Raw genomic sequence first — 19,556 nt, 5'->3', positions numbered from 1 at the left:
GCCGCGCGCTCGATGAGTACCTGGGACGCATCGGGGCGTGACGGAGCAGGCCAGACCGCGACGAGACGGCGCTGCTGCCGGTTATGCGGCTGCGACACAGACACCGGACCTACCTCACACATCTCAAACAACACCCCATGGCCCTATCATGGCTTCCACCAGGCTATTTCGTAAGTGACGACTCGAAAAACGGCAGAGGCACCTCAGGTTTGTTGCGAGTCGTAAAGCTACCCCCTCATCCTCTTCCGGAATGGCGCCTCAGCGATGCGCGCAGAGCACGTCGGACGACGGCGGAGAGTGAAGTCAGCGAGCACTTGATCTGTAGTACAACTGTGTATTACACTTTGAGAGCATGGCGATCGACTGGTCGAAGCGTGGTGACTACATCGCCAAGCATGGAACCACGCCAGAGCAAGCCGATGAAGCGCTCAACGATGCCAACGCAGTCATCTTCGACCCCGACTACAACACCAAAAGCGGTCGCCAGGTTCGCACCCTCGGCTACTCGCCCAGCGCCCAGGCTGTCCTGAGTGTCATCACCCTCGACAAGGGAGATGTCGTATGGGGCGTCAACGCATGGCAGTCCAACAGCCGTGATCGCCGCTACTACCGCCAGGGAGGTCCAGATGAGTAAGAGCCTTGATGATTTACTGGCCGAAATCGGCGACGAGGCCGAGGCCGCCGAAGCCGACCAGACTGACAGGCCGATTCCCCCACACGTGAAGATCACACGCGGCAATCCGCGTAGCAAAGTGCTGCAAATCCGACTCAACCCAGAGGAACTGGAGTCGCTCGAACATATCGCCCGGCGCCGCGAGCTACCGGTGTCGACGATCGCCCGCGAGCAGTTGCTGCGGCTCATCGCTGAAGACCACTTGGGAAGCCCACACGCGCTGGCGCAACTGCGTGACAGACTTGCCGGGGCTGCCGACACCATCCTCCAAGTGGCCGACACGATCGCTGGCGCACCTGATCGGCCGACAGCCGGCCCTCACGCATGCCCTCGACGCAGCGGGGAAACTCCGGCAGCCGGCGCGCGATCGCGGTGATCGTGCGCGCATTAGTCGATGACGAACCCAGCTTCCAGGCCACCAACGCCGCCACCGACCGCGCACCGGTAGCACCCCACAGCTCCTCGCGATCGACCTCGGCGACGATCTCCACGATGCGCCCATCAATCGCATTGCGCTGACCGGTCAGCTCCGCCAACTCCTCGAACAACACCTCAAGACGCTCACCGGGACTGGCCAATACAGCGCCGGCAGATGCAGTCGAAGACATGACCTCATCATCGCAGCCCCTCCGACAAATCCCGGCCACCCGACAACGCTTCGGAGCCCACACCCGAAAAGCAGGTCAACCCCCGGCGAATTCGCCTGAGCATCAATGATTCCCGCACCGGCGCTGCACTGCCCCTAGAACACACTCACGCTGTGTACCTGCAGCGGTGCGACCCGGTCGCGGCCACCGAGTCCGGCGAGTTCGATGACCACGGCGGCGGTCGTCACCTGCGCGCCCGCCTGCTCGAGTAGCCGATGGGCCGCGACGATGGTCCCGCCGGTGGCCAACACATCGTCGACGAGCACAACGCTGCGGCCGGTCAATTCGATCCCCTCGACCGGCAGCTCCAGGCTCGCGGTGCCGTACTCGAGGTTGTACTGCTCGGTGCGTACCGGGGGCGGCAGCTTGCCGCCCTTGCGGATGGCCAGGACGCCGGTCCCGAGCCGGGCGGCGACGGCACCGCCGAGCAGGAATCCGCGCGCGTCGATGCCGGCGATCAGATCGGCGCCGGCCGCCACCTCCGCGATCTCGTCGGTCACGGCGGCCAGCCCGCGCGGGTCGGCGAACACCGGGGTCAGGTCCTTGAACTGGATGCCCGGCGACGGGAAATCGGCGACCTGCCGGGTCAGCGCTACGACCAGTTCGGCGGCGCTCACCGAACCAGGACCCAACGGTCCATGTTCCAGCCGGCACCCCACCGGCTCGGGTTGGTCCCGACGGCGTACATCTTCTTCGACGCCAGCAGAGTCCGCTGCTGGCGATAGAGCGGCAACGTCGGCATGCCATCCCACAACACGGGAGCACTCTCGGCCAGCAGCCGGACCAGGTCGGCCGGGTCGGCCGACACCGCGAGCGAGCCGATGATCCCGTCGATCTGGCCGTTGCTATAGCCAGAGAGGTTGTTCCCGTTCCCGGTGTGCAGGTCGTAGGCGTCCATGGCCGACGAGCCGGTCGAACCGCTGCCGGCGGCTCCCCCGATGCTGGCCAGCAACACGTCGATCTTGCCATCTTTGAGCGCTTGCGGACCGGCCGAGTCGGACGTGACATCGGAGACCGCGATTCCGGCCGGGCCGCAGGCTTTGGCGATCGCACCGACGATGGCGGCCAGTCGCGCGTTGGGTCCCCGGTAGCCGATCCGCACCGGCAGCGGCTTGTTCTTCAGCTCGGCGCGGGCCGCGACCGGGTCCGCTTTGATGAATCGTCCTGCCTCGGGGACGTTTTCGGCCTGGCCGATGGCGTCGTCGACGGTGGTATGCAGTCGTGCGTTGACGATCGGCGTCTGCGCGTCGCGCGCAATCACGTCGCGCGGAGTGCACAACGCGACCGCGCGACGGGCCGCAATGTCGGCCAGCGGCCCGCCCGGTGCGAAGATCAGCTGCTCGATACCGTCGGACGCCGCGTCGGTGCGACGGTAGGTGTCCGGCGTGGCCAGTGCGCCCGACGAGCCGGTCGCCACGTCGATGACGTCGGCGCTCTTGGCGTTGACCCGGTCCTGGATGTCGGCCTTCTGCGGCCACACGGTGACCCGCTTGGTCATCGGCTTGGCGCCCCACCACTTGTCGTTCGCGACGAGAACCACTGCGCCGCCGTCCAGTACCGATTCGATCTTGTACGGCCCGGACGACGGGAAGTGCGTGGCGACGACGCCGGATTCGATGCCCGGCTTGAGGTTCCAGGTGGTGTTCCACGTTTGCGCGATGCGGGCGATGACGGGCTCGTTGTTGCGCAGCAGCGCAGCGGTGACGTTGGCGTCTGGGACGCCGAGTTCCGCGGCGATGACGTGCGACGGCAGGATCGCGGTGGCAGTGAACAGCTGGTTGTAGTCGACGATGTTGCGGTCTGGGGCGAAGGACACCCGGGCTTTCTTCTGCCCCGGTTGGCAGTCGATCGACGTGACGTCGACGTAGCCCGCCTGGCTCGCAGCGTCGAACCCGGGGAACCGGCCCGACTGGGCGGCCCACGTCAACACCAGGTCGTCGCAGGTGATCTGCTTGCCGTCGGAGTAGACCGCGTTGTCGGCGATCTGGTAGTCCAGCACCAGCGGCGAACCGCCGACCAACGAGATCGAGCCGAAGTCGTGGTCGGCGACGACCTGACCGTCGGGGCCGTGGTAGCCGAAGCCGGTGAGCGTGCGGGCGAAGGCCTGCGCACCGGCGGAGGCCGCTCCGCTGACCGTATTGGTGTTGTAGGAGTCCAGTGCGCCGTCGACGACGTAGTCGACCTGCCCTGCCGCGCTGCCCGAACACCCCGTCAACACGCCCGGCGCAGCTGCTGCAAGTGTGACCACCAGACAGCTGGCGGCCACCCGCCGACACCAGGCCATCATCGGGTCAGCGTTTGTTCTGCTTGCCGGTCGGACGCGCAGGGCGGCCCGCGGAGTGCCGGGCCGGCCGAGCACCGGGAGCCGGCTTGCTGGGCGGCGGCGTACCGGCGTCGGCGAAGGACGCGCGCGGCGTCTCGGAAGAATCGTCGTCATCCGACTCGTCACCCGCCTGGGCCCGCGTCTTCTTCTCGGTCCCCTGATCTGCGGCTTTCGTGCTATCCGGCCCGCGACGCCGCAGCACACGACGGGTGTGGACCTGCACCAACTCGGTGCGCTCACGCAGCGTGACCAGCAGCGGCGTGGCGAAGAAGATCGACGAGTAGGTGCCGACGATGATGCCGACCAGCTGCACCAGGGCCAGGTCTTTGAGTGTGCCCACACCAAGCAGCCACACCGCCACCACCATCAGCGCCAGCACGGGCAGCGTCGACATCAGGCTGGTGTTGATCGATCGCATGAACGTCTGGTTGATCGCGAGGTTTGCCTCCTCGGCGAACGTTCGCCGAGTGGTGTGCTGGAAGGCGTGGGTGTTCTCTTCGACCTTGTCGAACACGATCACCGTGTCATACAGCGAGAAACCCAGGATCGTCAGCAGACCGATGACGGTGGCCGGGGTGACTTCAAAGCCCACCAGCGAGTAGATGCCAGCGGTGACGGTCAGGTCGAAGGCCATGGTGGTCAACGCCGAAATCGCCATGAACCGCTCGTAGCGGACGGTGATGTACAGGCTGACCAGAACCAGGAACACCACCAGGGCGATGACCGCCTTCTTGGTGATCTGCCCGCCCCACGTCGAGGACACCGCCGAGTCGGAGATCGCCTTCTTGCTGGGCTGCCCGTCGGAGCTTTTGGGCTGGTACTTGTCGAACAGCGCGTCACGCAGCTTCTCGGTCTTGTCGCCTGCCAGCGCCTCGGACCGGATCTGCACGGTCGCCGACGAGCCGCTGCCGACGATCACCACGGTTTCCGGATCGTGGCCCAGCGTCTGGCGGAACACCTCTTCGACCTGGCTGACGGTCGCATGGCCTTTGTCGCCGGCGACGGGCATTGACATCGTGGTGCCGCCCTTGAAGTCGATGCCGAAGGTGAACCCACGCACCAGGATGCTGACGACCGCGATCGCGACGATCGCCCCGCTGATCGAGTACCACAGCCGACGTCGACCGATGACCTCGAAGGCGCCGGTTCCGCTGTAGAGGCGGGCGAAGAAGTTGTGGTGCGGAACGCTGCCGGACTCCGCGCCGCTCGGGCGGACCTGTCGTGCGGTGTCCTTGCTGAGCTCGACGGCAGTCGTGTCGTCGGTGCCGGTCGTTTTCGCCTTTGACGCCATCTCGCTACCCCCGTCCCGCCGGGTAGGCGCCGGAGCTGGCGGCGCTCCGCTCCCGCGCGATCTGCTGGACCGCCCCCAGGCCGTTGTATGCCGGCTTCGCCAGCCTCTTCGACTTGCCGGCCAGGTAGACCAGCGGCCACGTCACCAGGAACACCACGACGGTGTCGAGGGCCGTGGTGAGCCCCAGCGTGAACGCGAACCCCTTGACCTGACCGATCGCTAGGACGTAGAGCACGGCGGCGGCCAGGAAGGTGACCGCGTTGCCCGACAGGATCGTCCGGCGGGCCCGCGCCCAGCCCCGCGGAATCGCGGACCGGAACCGTTTGCCGTCGCGGATCTCATCTTTGATGCGCTCGAAGAAGACCACGAACGAATCGGCCGTCGTACCGATACCGATGATCAGACCCGCGATACCGGCCAGATCCAGCGTGTAGTTGATATATCGGCCGAGCAGCACAAGGATTGCGAAAACCATTGCGCCAGAAGCTACCAACGACACTGCCGTCAGCACGCCCAAGACTCGGTAATAGAGCAGCGAGTAGAGCAGAACCAGGATCAGCCCGATCCCGCCGGCGATCAGACCTGCCCGCAGCGACGTCAATCCCAGTGTCGCGGAGACAGTTTGGGCTTCCGACGACTCGAACGACAGCGGCAGCGAGCCGTACTTGAGGACGTTGGCCAGCTCCTTGGCCTGGGCACTGCTGAATTGTCCGTGGATTTGGGTCCGGCCGCCGGGAATTGCTTCCTCGATCCGCGGCGCGCTGACCACCTGCGAGTCCAGCGTGAAAGCGGTCTGCGTGCCGATGTGAGAGGCGGTGAAATCCGCCCAGGTGTTGGCCGCCGCACTTTTGAACTGCACGTCGACGACGTAGCCGCCGCTGTGCTGGTCCATGCCCGAGCTGGCGTTCTCGATTTGATCACCGCTGATGATCGACGGCGCCAAAAGGTACGCCTCCGTGTGGTTCTTGTCGCAGGTCACCAGCGGCAGGTTGGGATCGTCGTTGCCGGCCAGGATGTCTTCCTGGAAGCAGCGGGTGGCCTCGTATTGCAGGGCGAGGAACTGCACGCCCTTGTTGGTGCTCTGTCGCCACTCGCGCTCCTTGGCGATGCGCTCGGCGAGGTCTTTGCGCGCATCCGGCGGCCCCGGCTGGATCGGGGGCAACTCTGAAGGTGCGGGTTGCTCCGCTGTCGGCGACTCCGGCACGGGTGACGACGGCGCCGGGGACGGCGTGGTCGGCGCGTCTTGCGGGTAGGGCCGCGGCTGCGGCGGGACAGCCGGACCGCCGGGCGACAGCGGCTGGTCACCAGGCAGACCGGGTTGTAGCAGCTGTCCACCGCCGGGTGTCGGCGCGCCTGGGACCAGGTCAGGCGCGGGTGAACCGGGTTGCCCACCTGGGTCGCCGGGGGCACCTGTTCGATCCTGCTGTCCCCGCGGTGCGGGTGACTGGGGACCGCCCTGCATGCCGGCGGCGCTGTCCACCGGCAGGGCGTTGATCACGGGGCGGATGTAGAGCCGGGCGGTCTGGCCGAGGTTGCGCGCCTCGTTTCCATCGGTTCCCGGAACGGTGATGACCAGGTTGTCGCCGTCGACGATGACTTCAGATCCCGACACACCCAGCCCGTTGACGCGGGCGCTGATGATCGACTGCGCCTCCGACAGCGCCTCTCTGGTCGGCCGCGACCCGTCCGGAGTCCGGGCGGTCAACGTGACCCGGGTGCCACCTTGCAGGTCGATGCCCAGCTTCGGGTCGGCCCGCTCGTTGCCGGTGAGGAACACCAGCAGGTAGACACCGATCAGCAGGACCAGAAATACCGCCAGGTAGCGCCCAGGGTGCACCGGCGCCGATGGCGATGCCACGTGTTGAGTCTCCTCCGCTCATGCGCGATGCGCTTTTGTGCAGGTCGTCATCCCGCCGTGCGCCTTTCGCGCCCCGCCCGGTTCGACCGCACCGAGAAGGGTACGTGGCGGACCTGCGACCTCAGTCGTTGGGCAGTCGGCCTGGGTCGTCGGCCAGATCGTCGAGCTCGTCGGCTTTGATGTCCAGGACCGTCTCCTCGACGCGGCTCGCCACCGCCAGCTTGACCCAGGTGGTCACCACGCCCGGGGAGATCTCGAGGTCCAGGTTGTCGTCGGTGATGCGCCTGATGGTGCCGTGCAGGCCGGACGTGGTCTGCACCCGATCGCCGATCCTCAGCGATTCCTGCAGGTCGACGGTGGCTTGCATCGCGCGCTTCTGTCGGCGCGACGAAAAGAACATGAACGCCCCTAAGACGATCAGCATCGGCAGGAAGAAAATAGTTTGGTTCATGAAGGCAAGTCTTTCGTCGACGTCGTTTGACGGTCACCAGTGTGCCATCAGGCCGTCGCCATGCTTGTTCACCGTGCTGATCGCACCCGGCTGACTGGACCCGGCTGACTGGACCCGGCTGACCGGTTCGCCGACCTCGCCGACTTCGCCGCCAGCCGGTGGGCTCCTTTGTTACGGTCGATTCGAACGACGGCCCAGTCTTCTAGGTTGAGACCTGGTTCAGATGACTGTTTCGGTGGATTCACCGTCGCTATCGAGGAGGTCCGAAGTGAGGAACCTTATCGGCCGATTGGCAAGTGCACTGGTGCTCGCGGGCGCGGCCGTCGCGTTCGCATCGCCAGCCACCAGCTGGGCCGACCCGCCCGCGAACTGTGAGCCGGGCCAGTACTGGGACGGATACAGCAACATCTGCCGGCCGCTCGGCCAAGGCCCGGCACTCAACTGTCCCCCGGGCCAGTGGTGGGACCCCAACGGCAATGTGTGCCGCGAGCTGGGTCACACCGCCGCCGGCTGATTTCGCGCCTCGCGGGCCAAGTCGTCGCCGGGCTACGCTTTTGGCGTGTCCGTCATTGAGCAGAGCCGCCGCCTCGTCACCGAAATCCCCGGCCCGGCATCGCTGGAACTGACCAGACGCCGCGCGGCGGCGGTGTCAGCCGGCGTGGGCATGACCGTGCCGGTGTTCGCCGCCCGCGCGGCGGGGGGAATCGTCGAAGACGTCGACGGCAACCGACTGATCGACCTGGGATCGGGAATCGCGGTCACCACAATCGGCAACTCCGCGCCACGTGTGGTCGAGGCGGTGTCCGCGCAGGTCGCGGATTTCACCCACACCTGCTTCATGGTGACGCCATACGAGGAGTACGTGGCGGTCGCCGAACAACTCAACCGGATCGCACCGGGTCCGGGCGAAAAACGCTCGGTGCTGCTCAATTCCGGCTCCGAGGCGGTGGAGAACGCCGTCAAGATCGCCCGCTCGCACACCAAGAAATCTGCGGTGGTGGCCTTCGACCACGCGTACCACGGCCGCACCAACATGACGATGGCGCTGACCGCGAAATCCATGCCCTACAAAAGCGGATTCGGCCCGTTCGCGCCGGAGATCTACCGTGCACCGCTGTCCTACCCGTACCGCGACGGGCTGATCGACAAGGAAATGGCCACCGACGGCGAACTGGCCGCCCGTCGCGCCATCGACATCATTGCCAAGCAGGTCGGCGCCGACAATCTGGCCGCGATCGTCATCGAACCCATCCAAGGCGAAGGCGGTTTCATCGTCCCGGCGCAGGGATTCCTGCCCGCGCTGCTGCACTGGTGCCGGGACAACAACGTGGTGTTCATCGCCGACGAGGTGCAGACCGGGGTTGCCCGGACCGGGGCCATGTTCGCCTGCGAGCACGAAGGCGTCGAGCCGGACCTGCTCTGCATCGCCAAGGGCATCGCCGACGGCCTGCCGTTGTCCGCGGTGACCGGTCGCGCCGAGATCATGGACGCCCCGCACGCCAGCGGTCTCGGCGGCACATACGGCGGCAACCCGTTGGCCTGCGCGGCCGCGCTGGCCACCCTCGACACCATCGAGGCCGACGGGCTCATCGAACGAGCCCGTCAGATCGAGCGGCTGATGAAGGGCCGCCTGCACGCACTGCAGGCCTCCGACGACCGCATCGGCGACGTGCGAGGCCGCGGCGCCATGATCGCCGTAGAGTTCGTCAATCCCGACAATGCCGAGCCCGACGCCAAGCTGACCAGTGCGCTCGCCGCCGCCGCCCACGCGGCCGGAGTCATCGTGCTGACCGCAGGCACATTCGGCAACGTCGTGCGTTTCCTGCCGCCGCTGACGATCAGCGACGAGTTGCTCAATGAAGGGCTCGACGTGCTGACCGGTCTGCTCGCCGAGCTCTAGCGCTCACGCCTTGGCGGCGTCGCGGCTGCAGGAGAGCCCCGACGGCTATCTGGTGGTGTCCGGTCCGGGCCGGTATTGCCCCGCCACCAGATTGCATGTCCGTGCAATTGATCACATACCGTCGGCGTACCAGATTCGCCAGAATATCGTTACCTTTGCTAACGTAGTACTCACTAGGTGCAGCGTCGCACCGTCAGATTTCCCAAATTCGCAAGTTGTGAGGTTCTGTTATGTCGATTGAGATCCAGGAAGACCAAGAACGTCGCGCAGCAGAGCTCGCCGCCAACGACCCTGAGTTCGCCGCCGCGCGACCCGATCCTGACGTGGCCGCGGCCATAAATTCAGCCGGAACACGATTCACCGCGGTGACCAAAGCCGTGCTGGAGGGATACGCCAACCGGCCGGCCCTGGCTCAGCGCGCGTTTGAACTCGTCAAAGACCCAAAGACGCAGCGGACCACAGCCACCCTGCTCCCCTGGTTCTCTCAGGTCACCTACGGCGAATTGGCCGAGCGGGTGGCCCACCTTTCCCGCGCACTGGCCGACGGCATGACCGCCCGAGGTGACCGTGTCTGCGTGCTCGGCTTCACCAGCGTCGACTACACCACCATCGACATCGCCCTGGGCTGCGTCGGCGCGGTCTCGGTTCCCCTGCAGACCAGCGCGGCGATTACGCAGCTGCTGCCAATTGTCCTAGAAACCGAGCCCACCGTGTTCGCGGCGAGCATCGACCACCTTTCCGACGCCGTCGACGTGATCCTGGCTGCCGCGCCAGCCGGCCACACCCCGGCACGGTTGGTGGTCTTCGACTACCGCAGCGAGATCGACGACAACCGCGAGGCACTGCGGAGCGCCCGCGAACGGCTGACCGACCTCGGGCTGACCATCGAGACCCTCGACGAGGTACGCGAGCGAGGCGAGGAATTGCCCGCGGCACAACCTGTTCACGACGACGGCGACGACCCGTTGGCACTGCTGATCTACACCTCGGGCAGCACCGGCGCACCCAAGGGCGCGATGTACCCGCAGAGCAATGTCGCCAAGATGTGGAACCGGTCGACGAAGAACTGGTTCGGACCGTGCGCCGCGTCGATCAGCTTGAACTTCATGCCGATGAGCCACGTCATGGGCCGCGGAACGCTGTACGGCACGTTGGGCAACGGTGGCACCGCCTACTTCGCCGCCCAGAGCGACCTGTCGACGTTGTTCGAGGACCTGCGCCTGGTGCGGCCCACCGAGCTGAACTTCGTGCCGCGCATCTGGGAGATGCTCTACAGCGAATACCTCAGCGAGGTCGGCAAGCGGACCGCCGCAGGCGTCGATCAGAAGTCCGCTGAATCGCAGGTGCTCGCCGAACTGCGTGACGAGTTGCTCGGCGGGCGCTTCATCTTCGCGATGACCGGCTCCGCGCCGATCTCCCCCGAGCTGCGCAAGTGGGTCGAGTCGCTGCTGGAGATCCATCTGGTGGACGGCTACGGCTCCACCGAGGCCGGCATGGTGTTGCTCGACGGCGAGATCCAGCGCCCACCTGTTCTGGACTACAAACTGGTCGACGTTCCGGACCTGGGCTATTACGCCACCGACCGGCCGCACCCCCGGGGCGAGCTGTTGCTCAAGACCCCGAACATGTTCCCCGGCTACTACAAGCGCGCCGAGACGACCGCCGACGTATTCGACGAGGACGGCTACTACCGGACCGGCGACGTGTTCGCCGAGACCTCCCCGGACCACCTGGTCTACGTCGACCGCCGCAACAACGTGCTGAAGCTGGCGCAGGGTGAGTTCGTCACGTTGGCCAAACTGGAGGCGGAATTCGGCAACAGTCCGCTGGTCCGCCAGATCTACATCCACGGCAACAGCGCGCAGCCGTACCTGCTGGCCGTTGTGGTGCCCACCGAAGACGCCATCGCCACGCACAGCGCGGGCGCCCTGAAGTCGCGCATCGCCGAGTCGCTGCACACCGTTGCGCGACAGGCGAATCTGCAGTCCTACGAGGTGCCGCGCGACTTCATCGTGGAGACCACGCCGTTCACCCTGGAGAACGGCCTGCTGACCGGAGTTCGCAAGCTGGCGTGGCCCAAGCTCAAGCAGCACTACGGCGAGCAACTCGAGCAGCTCTACGCCGACTTGGCTCAGGGCCAGGCCAACGAACTCTCCGAACTGCGCCGCACTGGCGCAGCAGCGCCGGTGCTGCAGACGGTCAGCCGGGCGGCTGCGGCGATGCTGGGTGCGGCGAAGGCCGACCTGACACCCGACGCACACTTCACCGATCTCGGTGGAGACTCGTTGTCGGCGTTGACATTCGGCAACCTGTTGCACGAGATCTTCGATGTCGACGTGCCGGTCGGTGTGATCGTCAGCCCGGCCAACGACCTGCAGGCGATTGCCGACTACATCGAGGCGGAGCGTCAGGGCAGCAAGCGGCCGACATTCGCCGCGGTGCACGGGCGTGACGCTTCCGAGGTGCACGCTTCTGACCTGACGCTGGACAAGTTCCTCGACGAGGCCACCCTGGCCGCCGCTGCCAACCTGCCGAAGGCCGGCAACGAAGTGCGAACCGTGCTGTTGACCGGCGCGACCGGCTTTTTGGGCCGATACCTCGCGCTGGACTGGCTGGAGCGGATGGACTTCGTCGACGGCAAGGTCATCGCGTTGGTGCGGGCCAAGACTGACGCAGAGGCACGTGCGCGCTTGGACCGGACCTTCGACAGCGGCGATCCGAAGCTGCTCGAGCACTACCGCGAACTGGCCGCCGATCACCTGGAGGTCATTGCCGGCGACAAGGGCGAGGCCAACCTCGGCCTGGACCAGCAGACCTGGCAACGGCTGGCCGACACCGTCGACCTGATCGTGGACCCGGCGGCCTTGGTGAACCACGTGTTGCCCTACAGCGAGTTGTTCGGCCCGAACGCGCTGGGCACCGCTGAGTTGATCAAGATCGCGTTGACGACCAAGATCAAGCCGTACACCTACGTCTCGACGATCGGTGTGGGCGACCAGATCCAACCCGGAAAGTTCGTCGAGGACGCCGACATTCGGGAAATCAGCGCTACCCGCCAGATCAACGACAACTACGCCAACGGCTACGGCAACAGCAAGTGGGCCGGCGAGGTGTTGCTACGCGAAGCGCACGATCTGTGCGGTGTGCCGGTCGCGGTGTTCCGCTGCGACATGATCCTGGCCGACACCACCTACGCGGGGCAGCTGAACCTGCCGGACATGTTCACCCGGCTGATGCTCAGCCTGGTGGCCACCGGTATCGCGCCCGGATCGTTCTACGAGCTCGATGCGGACGGCAACCGGCAGAGCGCCCACTATGACGGGCTGCCAGTCGAATTCATCGCCGAGGCGATCTCGACACTCGGGGCCCAGACCGTGCAGGAGTTCACCACCTTCCACGTGATGAACCCCTACAACGACGGGATCGGCCTCGACGAGTATGTCGACTGGCTGATCGACGCCGGGTATTCCGTCCAGCGGGTCGGCGACTACGGCACCTGGTTGCGGCGGTTCGAGTCGACACTGCGCGGGTTGCCGGACCGTCAGCGCCAGTACTCGTTGCTGCCGCTGCTGCACAACTACCAGCAGCCGCAGGTGCCGCTCAACGGATCGATGGCGCCGACCGACCGGTTCCGCGCCGCGGTGCAAGAGGCGAAAATCGGCCCGGACAAAGACATTCCACACGTGACGGAGCCGGTGATCGTCAAGTACATCACCGACCTGCAACTGCTCGGAGTGCTGTAACCCGGACGGCGAGCAGACGCAGAATCGCACACGCTAGCCGTTGGCTGTGCGATTCTGCGTCTGCTCGTCGGATGGTTGGGGGCGCGTTTGCTGGTCTAGCGCGATATCAACGGTAGTGGACGATGCCGAGCCCATCGATGCGCCGGAAATCCGCCGGGTTCGCCGTGACGATCGGGATCCCTAACCGCAGGCTTGTGCAACCGATCCACAGGTCGTTGGCGCCGATCAGTTCGCCGCGGCGACGTAGCGCTCGTATCACTTTCGCGTAGACGAATGCGGTCTGATCATCGACCGGGACGAGGGTGTGCGCATCGCGCATCGCAGCGACGATCGGGTGTTCGGCTTGGTCGAACCCTTCAGCGAACTCGCCCAATGCGATCGTCGACAAAAACAGCTCGGCGTCAGGTGACCGTTCGAGGAACCGGTGCGCTGCACCGCCGGCGTCGCCCGCGGATCGCTCCCGTTGCAGGTCGATGAGAAATGTCGTGTCGACGCTCAGTCGGAGCGCCATCGGTCCTCAGGCGGTGCGTCGGCGGCTTGCGCTTCATCGAGGCGCGCGAGAACGTCGCCACCGATCGTCGGTAACTCGGCGAGTGCATCGAGAAGCGCTGCGGCCGTGCGCACTTCGTTGCGCCAGTGGGCACGTTTTATGACATGAGAGAACGATTCGTTTGGCGAATTCCGAGCGGCCCGGAGGCGCTCGTATGCCTCGAGATCAACCGATATCGTCTTGGTGGGCACAATGCATGTATACATGCATGGACCTGTGTATGCAATGAGCTGCCAGCGATCACGCCGTACCCAGCAACTCCAGCATCACGTAGCTGGCGACCTTCGCGCCCAACGGGATGGCGGCCAGGTCGACGACGTAATCCGGGCTGTGCGGCGAGTACGGGAACAGCTTGCCGGCCGCGTACGCCTCGGCGCACACCTTCGGGTCGGCGACACCGACGAACAGGTAACCCAACGGGACGTCGTGGTACGGACCTTTGAGCAGCTGGCAGTCCTCCGACGCGGTGGCCGACGGCACGTCGGTGAGCACGTTGCCCGGCCCGATCACCGTCCGCAACGCCGTCGCCAACCGGGCGGCGAGCCCGGCGTCGTTGACCAGTGGCGTCGACCCGCCGCCCACTGTGACGACGGGTAGCCGGTCCTCGGGCATGCCGTAGGTTCGCGCGATGCCCTCGCTGACGGCTTTGATGCCGGCGATCAACTGCTCACGGACGTGCGGGTGGAACCAGCGCAGGTTGGCCTTCAGTAGCGCCCGGTCGGGGATCACGTTGTAGGCCGAGCCGGCCTGCACCGCACCGACGGTGAGCACCGCCGTCTCCTGCGGGGCGATGATCCGGCTGATGATCGTCTGGTATTCCACGACGGCCAGCGCCGCCATCAGCACCGGGTCCTTGGCCAGTTGCGGCATCGAGCCGTGCCCGCCGACCCCGTGGAACACGATGTCGATCTGGTCGGTGCCCGACATCATCGGGCCGCCACTGGACGCCACCAAGCCAACCGGGGCCGGCGCGGTGTGCATGCCGATCAGGAAATCCGGTTTCGGCACGACCTTGTACAGCCCGTCGTCGACCATGGCTTGGGCGCCGGCGATCAGTTCCTCGGCGGGCTGACCGACGAGCACCGCGGTGCCCGACCAGGAGTCGGTGGTCTGGGCCAGCACCCGCGCCATCCCCAGCATCCAGGTGACGTGCGCGTCGTGACCGCACACGTGGGCCACCGGCGTCTGGGTGCCGTCGTCGCGGGTGAGCCGCACCGTGCTCGCGTAGTCCAGGCCGGTGGCTTCCGCGACGGGGAGGGCGTCCATGTCGGCGCGGTACATCACGGCCGGGCCGGCGCCGTTGGACAGTATCGCCGCCACACCGGTGCCGCCGATGCCGGTCGTCACCGCGAAACCCAGGTCGCGCAACGCCTGCGCGACAATCCCTGCCGTGCGGGTCTCGGCGAAACCCAGCTCGGGATGGCGGTGAATGTCTTTGAACAGCCCGGTCAGACGCGCCGTGTCGGCCGCGACCAGAGCGTCGACCCGCTCCGCCATGTCCTGCTGCACGGGTTGTCTCCTTCACCTCGAGCGGATGCGTGACGGCACAGCCACCGCTACTGGAACAGTCCCGGCTGCCCCAAGCCGCTGGCTCGTGGGGGTGGTGTCATCCCTAAGTGCGTCCACGCCTGCGGGGTTGCCACCCTGCCGCGCGGAGTGCGGGCGATCATGCCCGCCCGCACCAGGAAAGGCTCGCACACCTCCTCGACGGTGGTGGCCTCTTCACCGACAGCGACCGCCAGCGTCGACACCCCGACCGGGCCGCCGCCGAAGCTGCGGGTCAACGCCGACAGCACTGCCCGGTCCAGCCGGTCGAGACCGAGCTCGTCGACGTCGTAGACCGCGAGGGCGGATTTGGCGACGTCACGGGTGATCACCCCGTCGGCGCGCACCTCGGCGTAGTCGCGGACCCGGCGCAGCAGCCGGTTGGCGATGCGCGGTGTGCCCCGCGAGCGGCGCGCGATCTCCGCACCGGCCTCCGCGCCCAATTCGATTCCCAGAATCCCCGCCGAGCGGGACAGCACCCGCTCCAGTTCGGCCGGCTCGTAGAAGTCCATGTGCGCGGTGAACCCGAATCGATCGCGCAGCGGTCCGGTGAGCGCGCCGGAGCGGGTGGTCGCACCGACCAACGTGAACGGTGCCACCTCCAACGGAATCGATGTTGCCCCAGGACCTTTGCCGACCACGACGTCGACCCGGAAGTCCTCCATCGCCAGATACAGCATCTCCTCGGCCGGCCGGGCGATCCGGTGAATCTCGTCGATGAACAACACGTCGTGCTCGACCAGGTTGGACAGCATCGCCGCCAGGTCTCCGGCGCGTTCCAGCGCCGGACCCGACGTCAACCGCAGCGCCGACCCCAACTCGGCGGCGATGATCATCGCCAGCGATGTCTTGCCCAACCCCGGCGGACCGGACAGCAGGATGTGATCCGGTGTGCCGCCGCGGTTTTTGGCTCCCTCGATGACCAGCTGCAGCTGTTCGCGCACGCGCGGCTGGCCGATGAACTCCCCCAGCGAGCGGGGGCGCAGGCTGGCGTCGACATCGCCCTCACCGACGGTCAGGGCCGCGGAGACTTCCCGGTCCTCGGAGTCTTCGTCGTCGGTGGCGCGAGTCACTTCGTCTTCCCTGAATGCAACGCCGTCGACGTGGTGGCCCTCCCACCGCAGGCGTCGGCCAATATCGGATCAAGTTGCGGCTTAACATTTTTGGTCACCATCGCGGTAGCTCGCGCGTTGCCGGTGCCACCTTTGCCGGGATGGAGACAACCCGCATCCTAAGCCCCCTCGAAGCCGAACAGTTGTTCGATACAATACCGGGCGGCACCGACACTGGCCGATAGGACACGCCTGGGCACCTGGAGGTGACAACACGCACGTGATCCGGTGCCCAATGCACACATCCGCGAGGTCGCGGGACGCCGCGACCCTGGCATCGACAACGTTGATGTGTTTTCGATACAGATGTAAATTCGATGTATGATTCGAACGCAAGTCCAGCTCCCAGACGAGCTTTACCGCGACGCCAAGCGGGTGGCGCAGGAGCACGAAATAACCCTTGCCGAGGTCGTTCGTCGCGGGCTTGAACACATGGTGCAGATTTATCCGAGGCGCGACGTAGCATCCGAGGCCTGGCAGCCGCCCACGGCGCGTCGACTCGGCCCCTTTCGGGTGTCCGAAGACGCGTGGCGCGAGCTTGCCAACGAGGCGTGAGTCGCTCGTGCTCTCGATCGATACGAATGTCCTGCTGTATGCCCAAAATCAGGATTGCCCCGAACACGCCGCCGCCGCCGCCTTCCTCGTGGAGTATGCCGGCCGGACCGACGTGGCGGTCTGTGAGTTCGTACTTATGGAGCTCTATCAATTGCTGCGGAACCCCGCGGTGATAACTCGACCGCTCGACGGCCCCGAGGCGGCGGAGGTCTGTCAGACGTTTCGTCGCAACCGGCGGTGGGCGCTCATCGAGAACGCCCCGGTGATGGACGATGTGTGGGTGCTGGCGGCCACGCCCGGAATTGCTCGCCGACGCCTATTCGATACCCGGCTGGCACTGACATTGCGCCACCACGGTGTCGACGAGTTCGCCACTCGAAATATCAACGACTTCAACGACTTCGGCTTCTCTCGCGTGTGGGATCCGATAACGTCGGGCCGGTGATCATGGGGGACGCCCCAGCCACCGAAGTGGCCCGCGTCGCCAACGACGAAGGGCGAGGCTGCGCCTCATTTGGTCTTCCCCAGCAGCGACAGCGCTGACCGCAGGGCCGTCGCTGTGGTGGCCGCGTCGTCGGCGGCCAGCACCTTGTCGGTGGCTTCTTCGGCTTGCTTGGCCGCAAAGCCAAGCCCCACCAGGGCTTCCACCACCGGGCCGCGGACACCGTGGCCGTTGATCGATGTCACGGCCGCGGCTGCGCCCACCTTGTCGCGCAACTCCAGCACCATCCGCTCGGCGCTGCGTTTGCCGATGCCCGGCACCCGGGTCAGGGCCGCGAGGTCGCCGTCGGCGAGCGCCCGGCGCAGTGCCGTCGCGTCGTAAACCGCCAGAGTGGCGAGCGCGATCTTCGGGCCGATGCCGGAGACACCGAGCAACGTCAGGAACAGGTCGCGGGCGTCGGGGTCGGGAAAGCCGTAGAGGGTCATCGAGTCTTCGCGGACGATCATCGCGGTGATCAAGCGGGCTTCGCTGCCGCGGCGCAGCGTCGCGAGCGTTGACGGAGCGGCCATCAGTTTGTAACCCACGCCCGCCGCCTCGATGACGACGTGGTCGAGCGCGATGTCGATCACCTCGCCGCGCACCGACGCGATCATCGGGCCGCCTTCAGTTTGGCTTGATAGGTGCGACGCTGCTCGGCCGCCATCGCCTCCGCGGCGGCCATCCGGGCGATCATCGGTGCGCGCCAGCAATGGCAGATGGCCAGCGCCAGAGCGTCCGCGGCATCCGCCGGCGTCGGTTTCGTCTGCAGCGCCAGGATTTTGGTAACCATCGCGGTGACCTGAGCTTTATCGGCGCGGCCGTTGCCGGTAACGGCCGCCTTCACCTCGCTCGGCGTGTGGAAGTAGACGTCGATGCCCCGCTTGGCCGCCGCCAGCGCGATCACGCCACCAGCCTGCGCGGTACCCATCGCGGTGTTCGCGTTCTGGTTGGCGAACACCCGCTCGATCGCGACGACGTCCGGCAGGTGGGTGTCCATCCAGTGGTCGACGGTGTCGCTGATCATCAGCAGTCGCCGCGCCAGCGACTCGTCGGACGGAGTGCGCACCACATCGACATCGAGCGCGATGACCTGGCGGCCACTGCGATTCTCCACCACCGACAATCCACAGCGGGTCAGGCCGGGATCGACACCCATCACCCGCACCAGCGCCTCCCACAGTTAGCGAACAGCTGTTCGATCAGGGTAGCGGGCCAGCCCGACATCGGCAGCCTAGGACACGCGGTGAAAACCCAGGCCGTAAAACGATGACGTGTGGCCTGCCCGACGGTCAGCTGCGGTGCCAGCACAGCCGGCGGCATGAACGGTTCGTCAACCCAAACGGAGCGTCCACGGGGAGGCTAGCGAAGCTGAGGATGACCTCGCGCCAGGGCCGTGAGGGCCCATTCCAAAATTTGTGCGATTTTTGCTTCCCTTTCGGCGGCCTGAGGGTTAGCTTAAGACAACCTGATAATCGCTGTGATCACGGATGGGGTAGGACGATGGCTGGTCGGCGTAGTTCTCAGAGGAATGGGTCCGGCAAGGCCAAGGCGCAGCGTCGTCGTCGCGTGATCGGCCTGGGTGGTAGTGCTGGCGCGTTTTTGGCGTTCGGTCTGAGCCCGTTGGCCAGCGCGCCGCAGGCTAACGCCGACGTGCTTGACGTGATCCTCGACCCGCTGATCAGTTCCCTGGGCAGCTTCGACCCCTCGCTGGCGGCGGATCTGGGCAGTGTGGCGACCAGCTTTGATCCGACCTTTGTCGCTGATCCACTGGCGGCGGCGGCGTCAGCGGCTGATCCCGCGGCTGGGGTAGCTGCAGCAGCCAACCCGATCGCTGAGGCGTTCCAGACGGACTTCTATCTGCCGCTGCACACGGAGCTGGAAGCCTACATCAACAGCCCGCTCGGTCAGGCGATTGACCCCGTTATCAATAAGATTTTCGAGCCGTTTGTCCCGGCGGACTTTTGTGGCCTGATTTGCAACGGCGCCGACGGTACGTTGGCAGACCCCAACGGCGTGAACGGCGGGCTCTTCTTCGGTGACGGCGGGGCCGGCTATGACGCGGCCGGTGATCCCGGTATGGCCGGTGGTGCCGGTGGGGATGCGGGGGGAATCGGTAACGGCGGTGACGGCGGGGCCGGCGGGACAAGCGCCGACGGCGGCGCGGGTGGCACCGGCGGCGAGTTGTTCGGCAACGGCGGCCTCGGCGGTGACGGCGGAGCCGGTGTGGCAGGCGTCAACGCCGGCGCCGGCGGCGCCGGTGGCGCCGGCGGCAACACCGGTGGGGGGGACCTTTTCGGTTTCTTGGCCTCCGGTAACGGCGGTAACGGCGGCGCCGGCGGTCTCGGCGCGAACGGCACCTTTGCCAACGCCGGCACGGGCATTGGTGGTGCTGGCGGTGCCGGCGGTGCTGGTGGTTTCGGCGGGCAG

General features: G+C 66.3%; 19 protein-coding genes and 1 pseudogene. 8 read left to right on the top strand and 12 right to left on the bottom strand.

The window, feature by feature from the left end; genetic code table 11:
* Nucleotides 1-352 precede the first annotated feature (352 nt).
* Together ABDV69_RS16745 and ABDV69_RS16740 are read left to right on the top strand one after the other, a co-directional pair.
* A complete protein-coding gene (locus ABDV69_RS16745; protein WP_343576396.1) occupies nt 353-634 on the top strand; it encodes a transposase in 282 nt (93 codons plus the stop codon).
* Entirely contained in the window at nt 627-1,049 is a 423-nt protein-coding gene (locus ABDV69_RS16740; protein ID WP_343576399.1) for a hypothetical protein, read from the top strand. Before ABDV69_RS16745 ends, ABDV69_RS16740 begins: the two co-directional genes overlap by 8 nt.
* Here ABDV69_RS16740 and ABDV69_RS16735 read toward each other — a convergent pair.
* The 6 genes and pseudogenes from ABDV69_RS16735 to yajC form a co-directional block, all read right to left on the bottom strand.
* Nucleotides 967-1,281 (bottom strand): annotated as a pseudogene (locus ABDV69_RS16735) (DUF222 domain-containing protein); the annotation flags it as partial. The gene ABDV69_RS16740 and the pseudogene ABDV69_RS16735 sit on opposite strands and share 83 nt — an antisense overlap.
* Nucleotides 1,282-1,415: 134 nt before the next feature.
* Nucleotides 1,416-1,937 carry an adenine phosphoribosyltransferase gene (locus tag ABDV69_RS16730; RefSeq protein ID WP_343576393.1) on the bottom strand — a complete coding sequence of 174 codons (522 nt, stop codon included), beginning with the start codon at nt 1,935-1,937 and terminating at the stop codon, nt 1,416-1,418.
* Nucleotides 1,934-3,607: an ABC transporter substrate-binding protein gene (locus tag ABDV69_RS16725; RefSeq protein WP_343576390.1), complete on the bottom strand. Its 1,674-nt coding sequence runs from the start codon at nt 3,605-3,607 to the stop codon at nt 1,934-1,936. Before ABDV69_RS16725 ends, ABDV69_RS16730 begins: the two co-directional genes overlap by 4 nt.
* Before the next feature lie 4 nt (nt 3,608-3,611).
* A complete protein-coding gene (gene secF, locus ABDV69_RS16720) occupies nt 3,612-4,934 on the bottom strand; it encodes a protein translocase subunit SecF (protein WP_343576388.1) in 1,323 nt (440 codons plus the stop codon).
* A gap of 4 nt (nt 4,935-4,938) precedes the next feature.
* Nucleotides 4,939-6,792, bottom strand: a complete 1,854-nt coding sequence (secD, locus tag ABDV69_RS16715) for a protein translocase subunit SecD (RefSeq protein WP_343576385.1) — start codon at nt 6,790-6,792, stop codon at nt 4,939-4,941.
* Nucleotides 6,793-6,913: 121 nt separating this feature from the next.
* Nucleotides 6,914-7,243 (bottom strand): preprotein translocase subunit YajC, encoded by a 330-nt coding sequence (gene yajC, locus ABDV69_RS16710; protein WP_343576383.1) that lies wholly within the window; start codon nt 7,241-7,243, stop codon nt 6,914-6,916.
* 268 nt (nt 7,244-7,511) lie between these two features.
* Here yajC and ABDV69_RS16705 point away from each other — a divergent pair, with 268 nt between their 5' ends.
* From ABDV69_RS16705 to car, 3 genes are all read left to right on the top strand, one after another.
* Entirely contained in the window at nt 7,512-7,757 is a 246-nt protein-coding gene (locus tag ABDV69_RS16705) for a hypothetical protein (protein WP_343576381.1), read from the top strand.
* Between the two features lie 45 nt (nt 7,758-7,802).
* The gene (gene gabT / locus ABDV69_RS16700; RefSeq protein WP_343576379.1) at nt 7,803-9,143 is read left to right on the top strand and encodes a 4-aminobutyrate--2-oxoglutarate transaminase; all 1,341 of its coding nucleotides are present in this window, start codon (nt 7,803-7,805) and stop codon (nt 9,141-9,143) included.
* 230 nt (nt 9,144-9,373) lie between these two features.
* A complete protein-coding gene (gene car, locus ABDV69_RS16695; protein ID WP_343576377.1) occupies nt 9,374-12,886 on the top strand; it encodes a carboxylic acid reductase in 3,513 nt (1,170 codons plus the stop codon).
* 106 nt (nt 12,887-12,992) lie between these two features.
* On the opposite strand, the gene ABDV69_RS16690 is transcribed toward car, so the two are convergent.
* From ABDV69_RS16690 to ruvB, 4 genes are read right to left on the bottom strand one after another with little or no spacing between them, the layout of a single operon-like run.
* Nucleotides 12,993-13,397: a type II toxin-antitoxin system VapC family toxin gene (locus ABDV69_RS16690; RefSeq protein ID WP_343576374.1), complete on the bottom strand. Its 405-nt coding sequence runs from the start codon at nt 13,395-13,397 to the stop codon at nt 12,993-12,995.
* Complete coding sequence (locus ABDV69_RS16685; protein ID WP_343576372.1) at nt 13,382-13,627, bottom strand: antitoxin VapB family protein; 246 nt, start codon at nt 13,625-13,627, stop codon at nt 13,382-13,384. Before ABDV69_RS16685 ends, ABDV69_RS16690 begins: the two co-directional genes overlap by 16 nt.
* A gap of 49 nt (nt 13,628-13,676) precedes the next feature.
* Nucleotides 13,677-14,945, bottom strand: a complete 1,269-nt coding sequence (locus ABDV69_RS16680) for an amidohydrolase (protein WP_343576370.1) — start codon at nt 14,943-14,945, stop codon at nt 13,677-13,679.
* A gap of 47 nt (nt 14,946-14,992) precedes the next feature.
* Complete coding sequence (gene ruvB / locus ABDV69_RS16675; protein WP_343576368.1) at nt 14,993-16,054, bottom strand: Holliday junction branch migration DNA helicase RuvB; 1,062 nt, start codon at nt 16,052-16,054, stop codon at nt 14,993-14,995.
* Between the two features lie 360 nt (nt 16,055-16,414).
* Between ruvB and ABDV69_RS16670 the strand changes: the two genes are divergently transcribed.
* Both ABDV69_RS16670 and ABDV69_RS16665 read left to right on the top strand, forming a co-directional pair.
* Nucleotides 16,415-16,648 (top strand): antitoxin, encoded by a 234-nt coding sequence (locus ABDV69_RS16670; RefSeq protein ID WP_343576366.1) that lies wholly within the window; start codon nt 16,415-16,417, stop codon nt 16,646-16,648.
* A gap of 7 nt (nt 16,649-16,655) precedes the next feature.
* On the top strand, nt 16,656-17,093 hold the full coding sequence (locus ABDV69_RS16665) for a type II toxin-antitoxin system VapC family toxin (protein WP_343576364.1): 438 nt from the start codon (nt 16,656-16,658) through the stop codon (nt 17,091-17,093).
* 65 nt (nt 17,094-17,158) lie between these two features.
* On the opposite strand, the gene ruvA is transcribed toward ABDV69_RS16665, so the two are convergent.
* Nucleotides 17,159-17,743 carry a Holliday junction branch migration protein RuvA gene (ruvA, locus tag ABDV69_RS16660; RefSeq protein WP_343576362.1) on the bottom strand — a complete coding sequence of 195 codons (585 nt, stop codon included), beginning with the start codon at nt 17,741-17,743 and terminating at the stop codon, nt 17,159-17,161.
* The gene (ruvC, locus tag ABDV69_RS16655) at nt 17,740-18,294 is read right to left on the bottom strand and encodes a crossover junction endodeoxyribonuclease RuvC (RefSeq protein WP_343576359.1); all 555 of its coding nucleotides are present in this window, start codon (nt 18,292-18,294) and stop codon (nt 17,740-17,742) included. Before ruvC ends, ruvA begins: the two co-directional genes overlap by 4 nt.
* A 401-nt stretch (nt 18,295-18,695) precedes the next feature.
* Here ruvC and ABDV69_RS16650 point away from each other — a divergent pair.
* The coding region (locus ABDV69_RS16650) for a PGRS repeat-containing protein (RefSeq protein ID WP_343576356.1) at nt 18,696-19,556 on the top strand (861 nt) is incomplete at its 3' end.

The organism is Mycobacterium sp., from assembly GCF_039583785.1.
GTDB lineage: Bacteria > Actinomycetota > Actinomycetes > Mycobacteriales > Mycobacteriaceae > Mycobacterium.
This window is presented reverse-complemented; position numbering and strand designations above follow the sequence as displayed.

Excerpts from the sequence above, each read along its gene's own strand:
- ABDV69_RS16725 (WP_343576390.1), bottom strand. The coding sequence starts at position 3,607 with ATGATGGCCTGGTGTCGGCGGGTGGCCGCCAGCTGTCTGGTGGTCACA.
- ABDV69_RS16745 (WP_343576396.1), top strand. The coding sequence starts at position 353 with ATGGCGATCGACTGGTCGAAGCGTGGTGACTACATCGCCAAGCATGGA.
- car (WP_343576377.1), top strand. The coding sequence starts at position 9,374 with ATGTCGATTGAGATCCAGGAAGACCAAGAACGTCGCGCAGCAGAGCTC.
- ABDV69_RS16740 (WP_343576399.1), top strand. The coding sequence starts at position 627 with ATGAGTAAGAGCCTTGATGATTTACTGGCCGAAATCGGCGACGAGGCC.
- ruvA (WP_343576362.1), bottom strand. The coding sequence starts at position 17,743 with ATGATCGCGTCGGTGCGCGGCGAGGTGATCGACATCGCGCTCGACCAC.
- secF (WP_343576388.1), bottom strand. The coding sequence starts at position 4,934 with ATGGCGTCAAAGGCGAAAACGACCGGCACCGACGACACGACTGCCGTC.
- ABDV69_RS16670 (WP_343576366.1), top strand. The coding sequence starts at position 16,415 with ATGATTCGAACGCAAGTCCAGCTCCCAGACGAGCTTTACCGCGACGCC.
- yajC (WP_343576383.1), bottom strand. The coding sequence starts at position 7,243 with ATGAACCAAACTATTTTCTTCCTGCCGATGCTGATCGTCTTAGGGGCG.
- ABDV69_RS16690 (WP_343576374.1), bottom strand. The coding sequence starts at position 13,397 with ATGGCGCTCCGACTGAGCGTCGACACGACATTTCTCATCGACCTGCAA.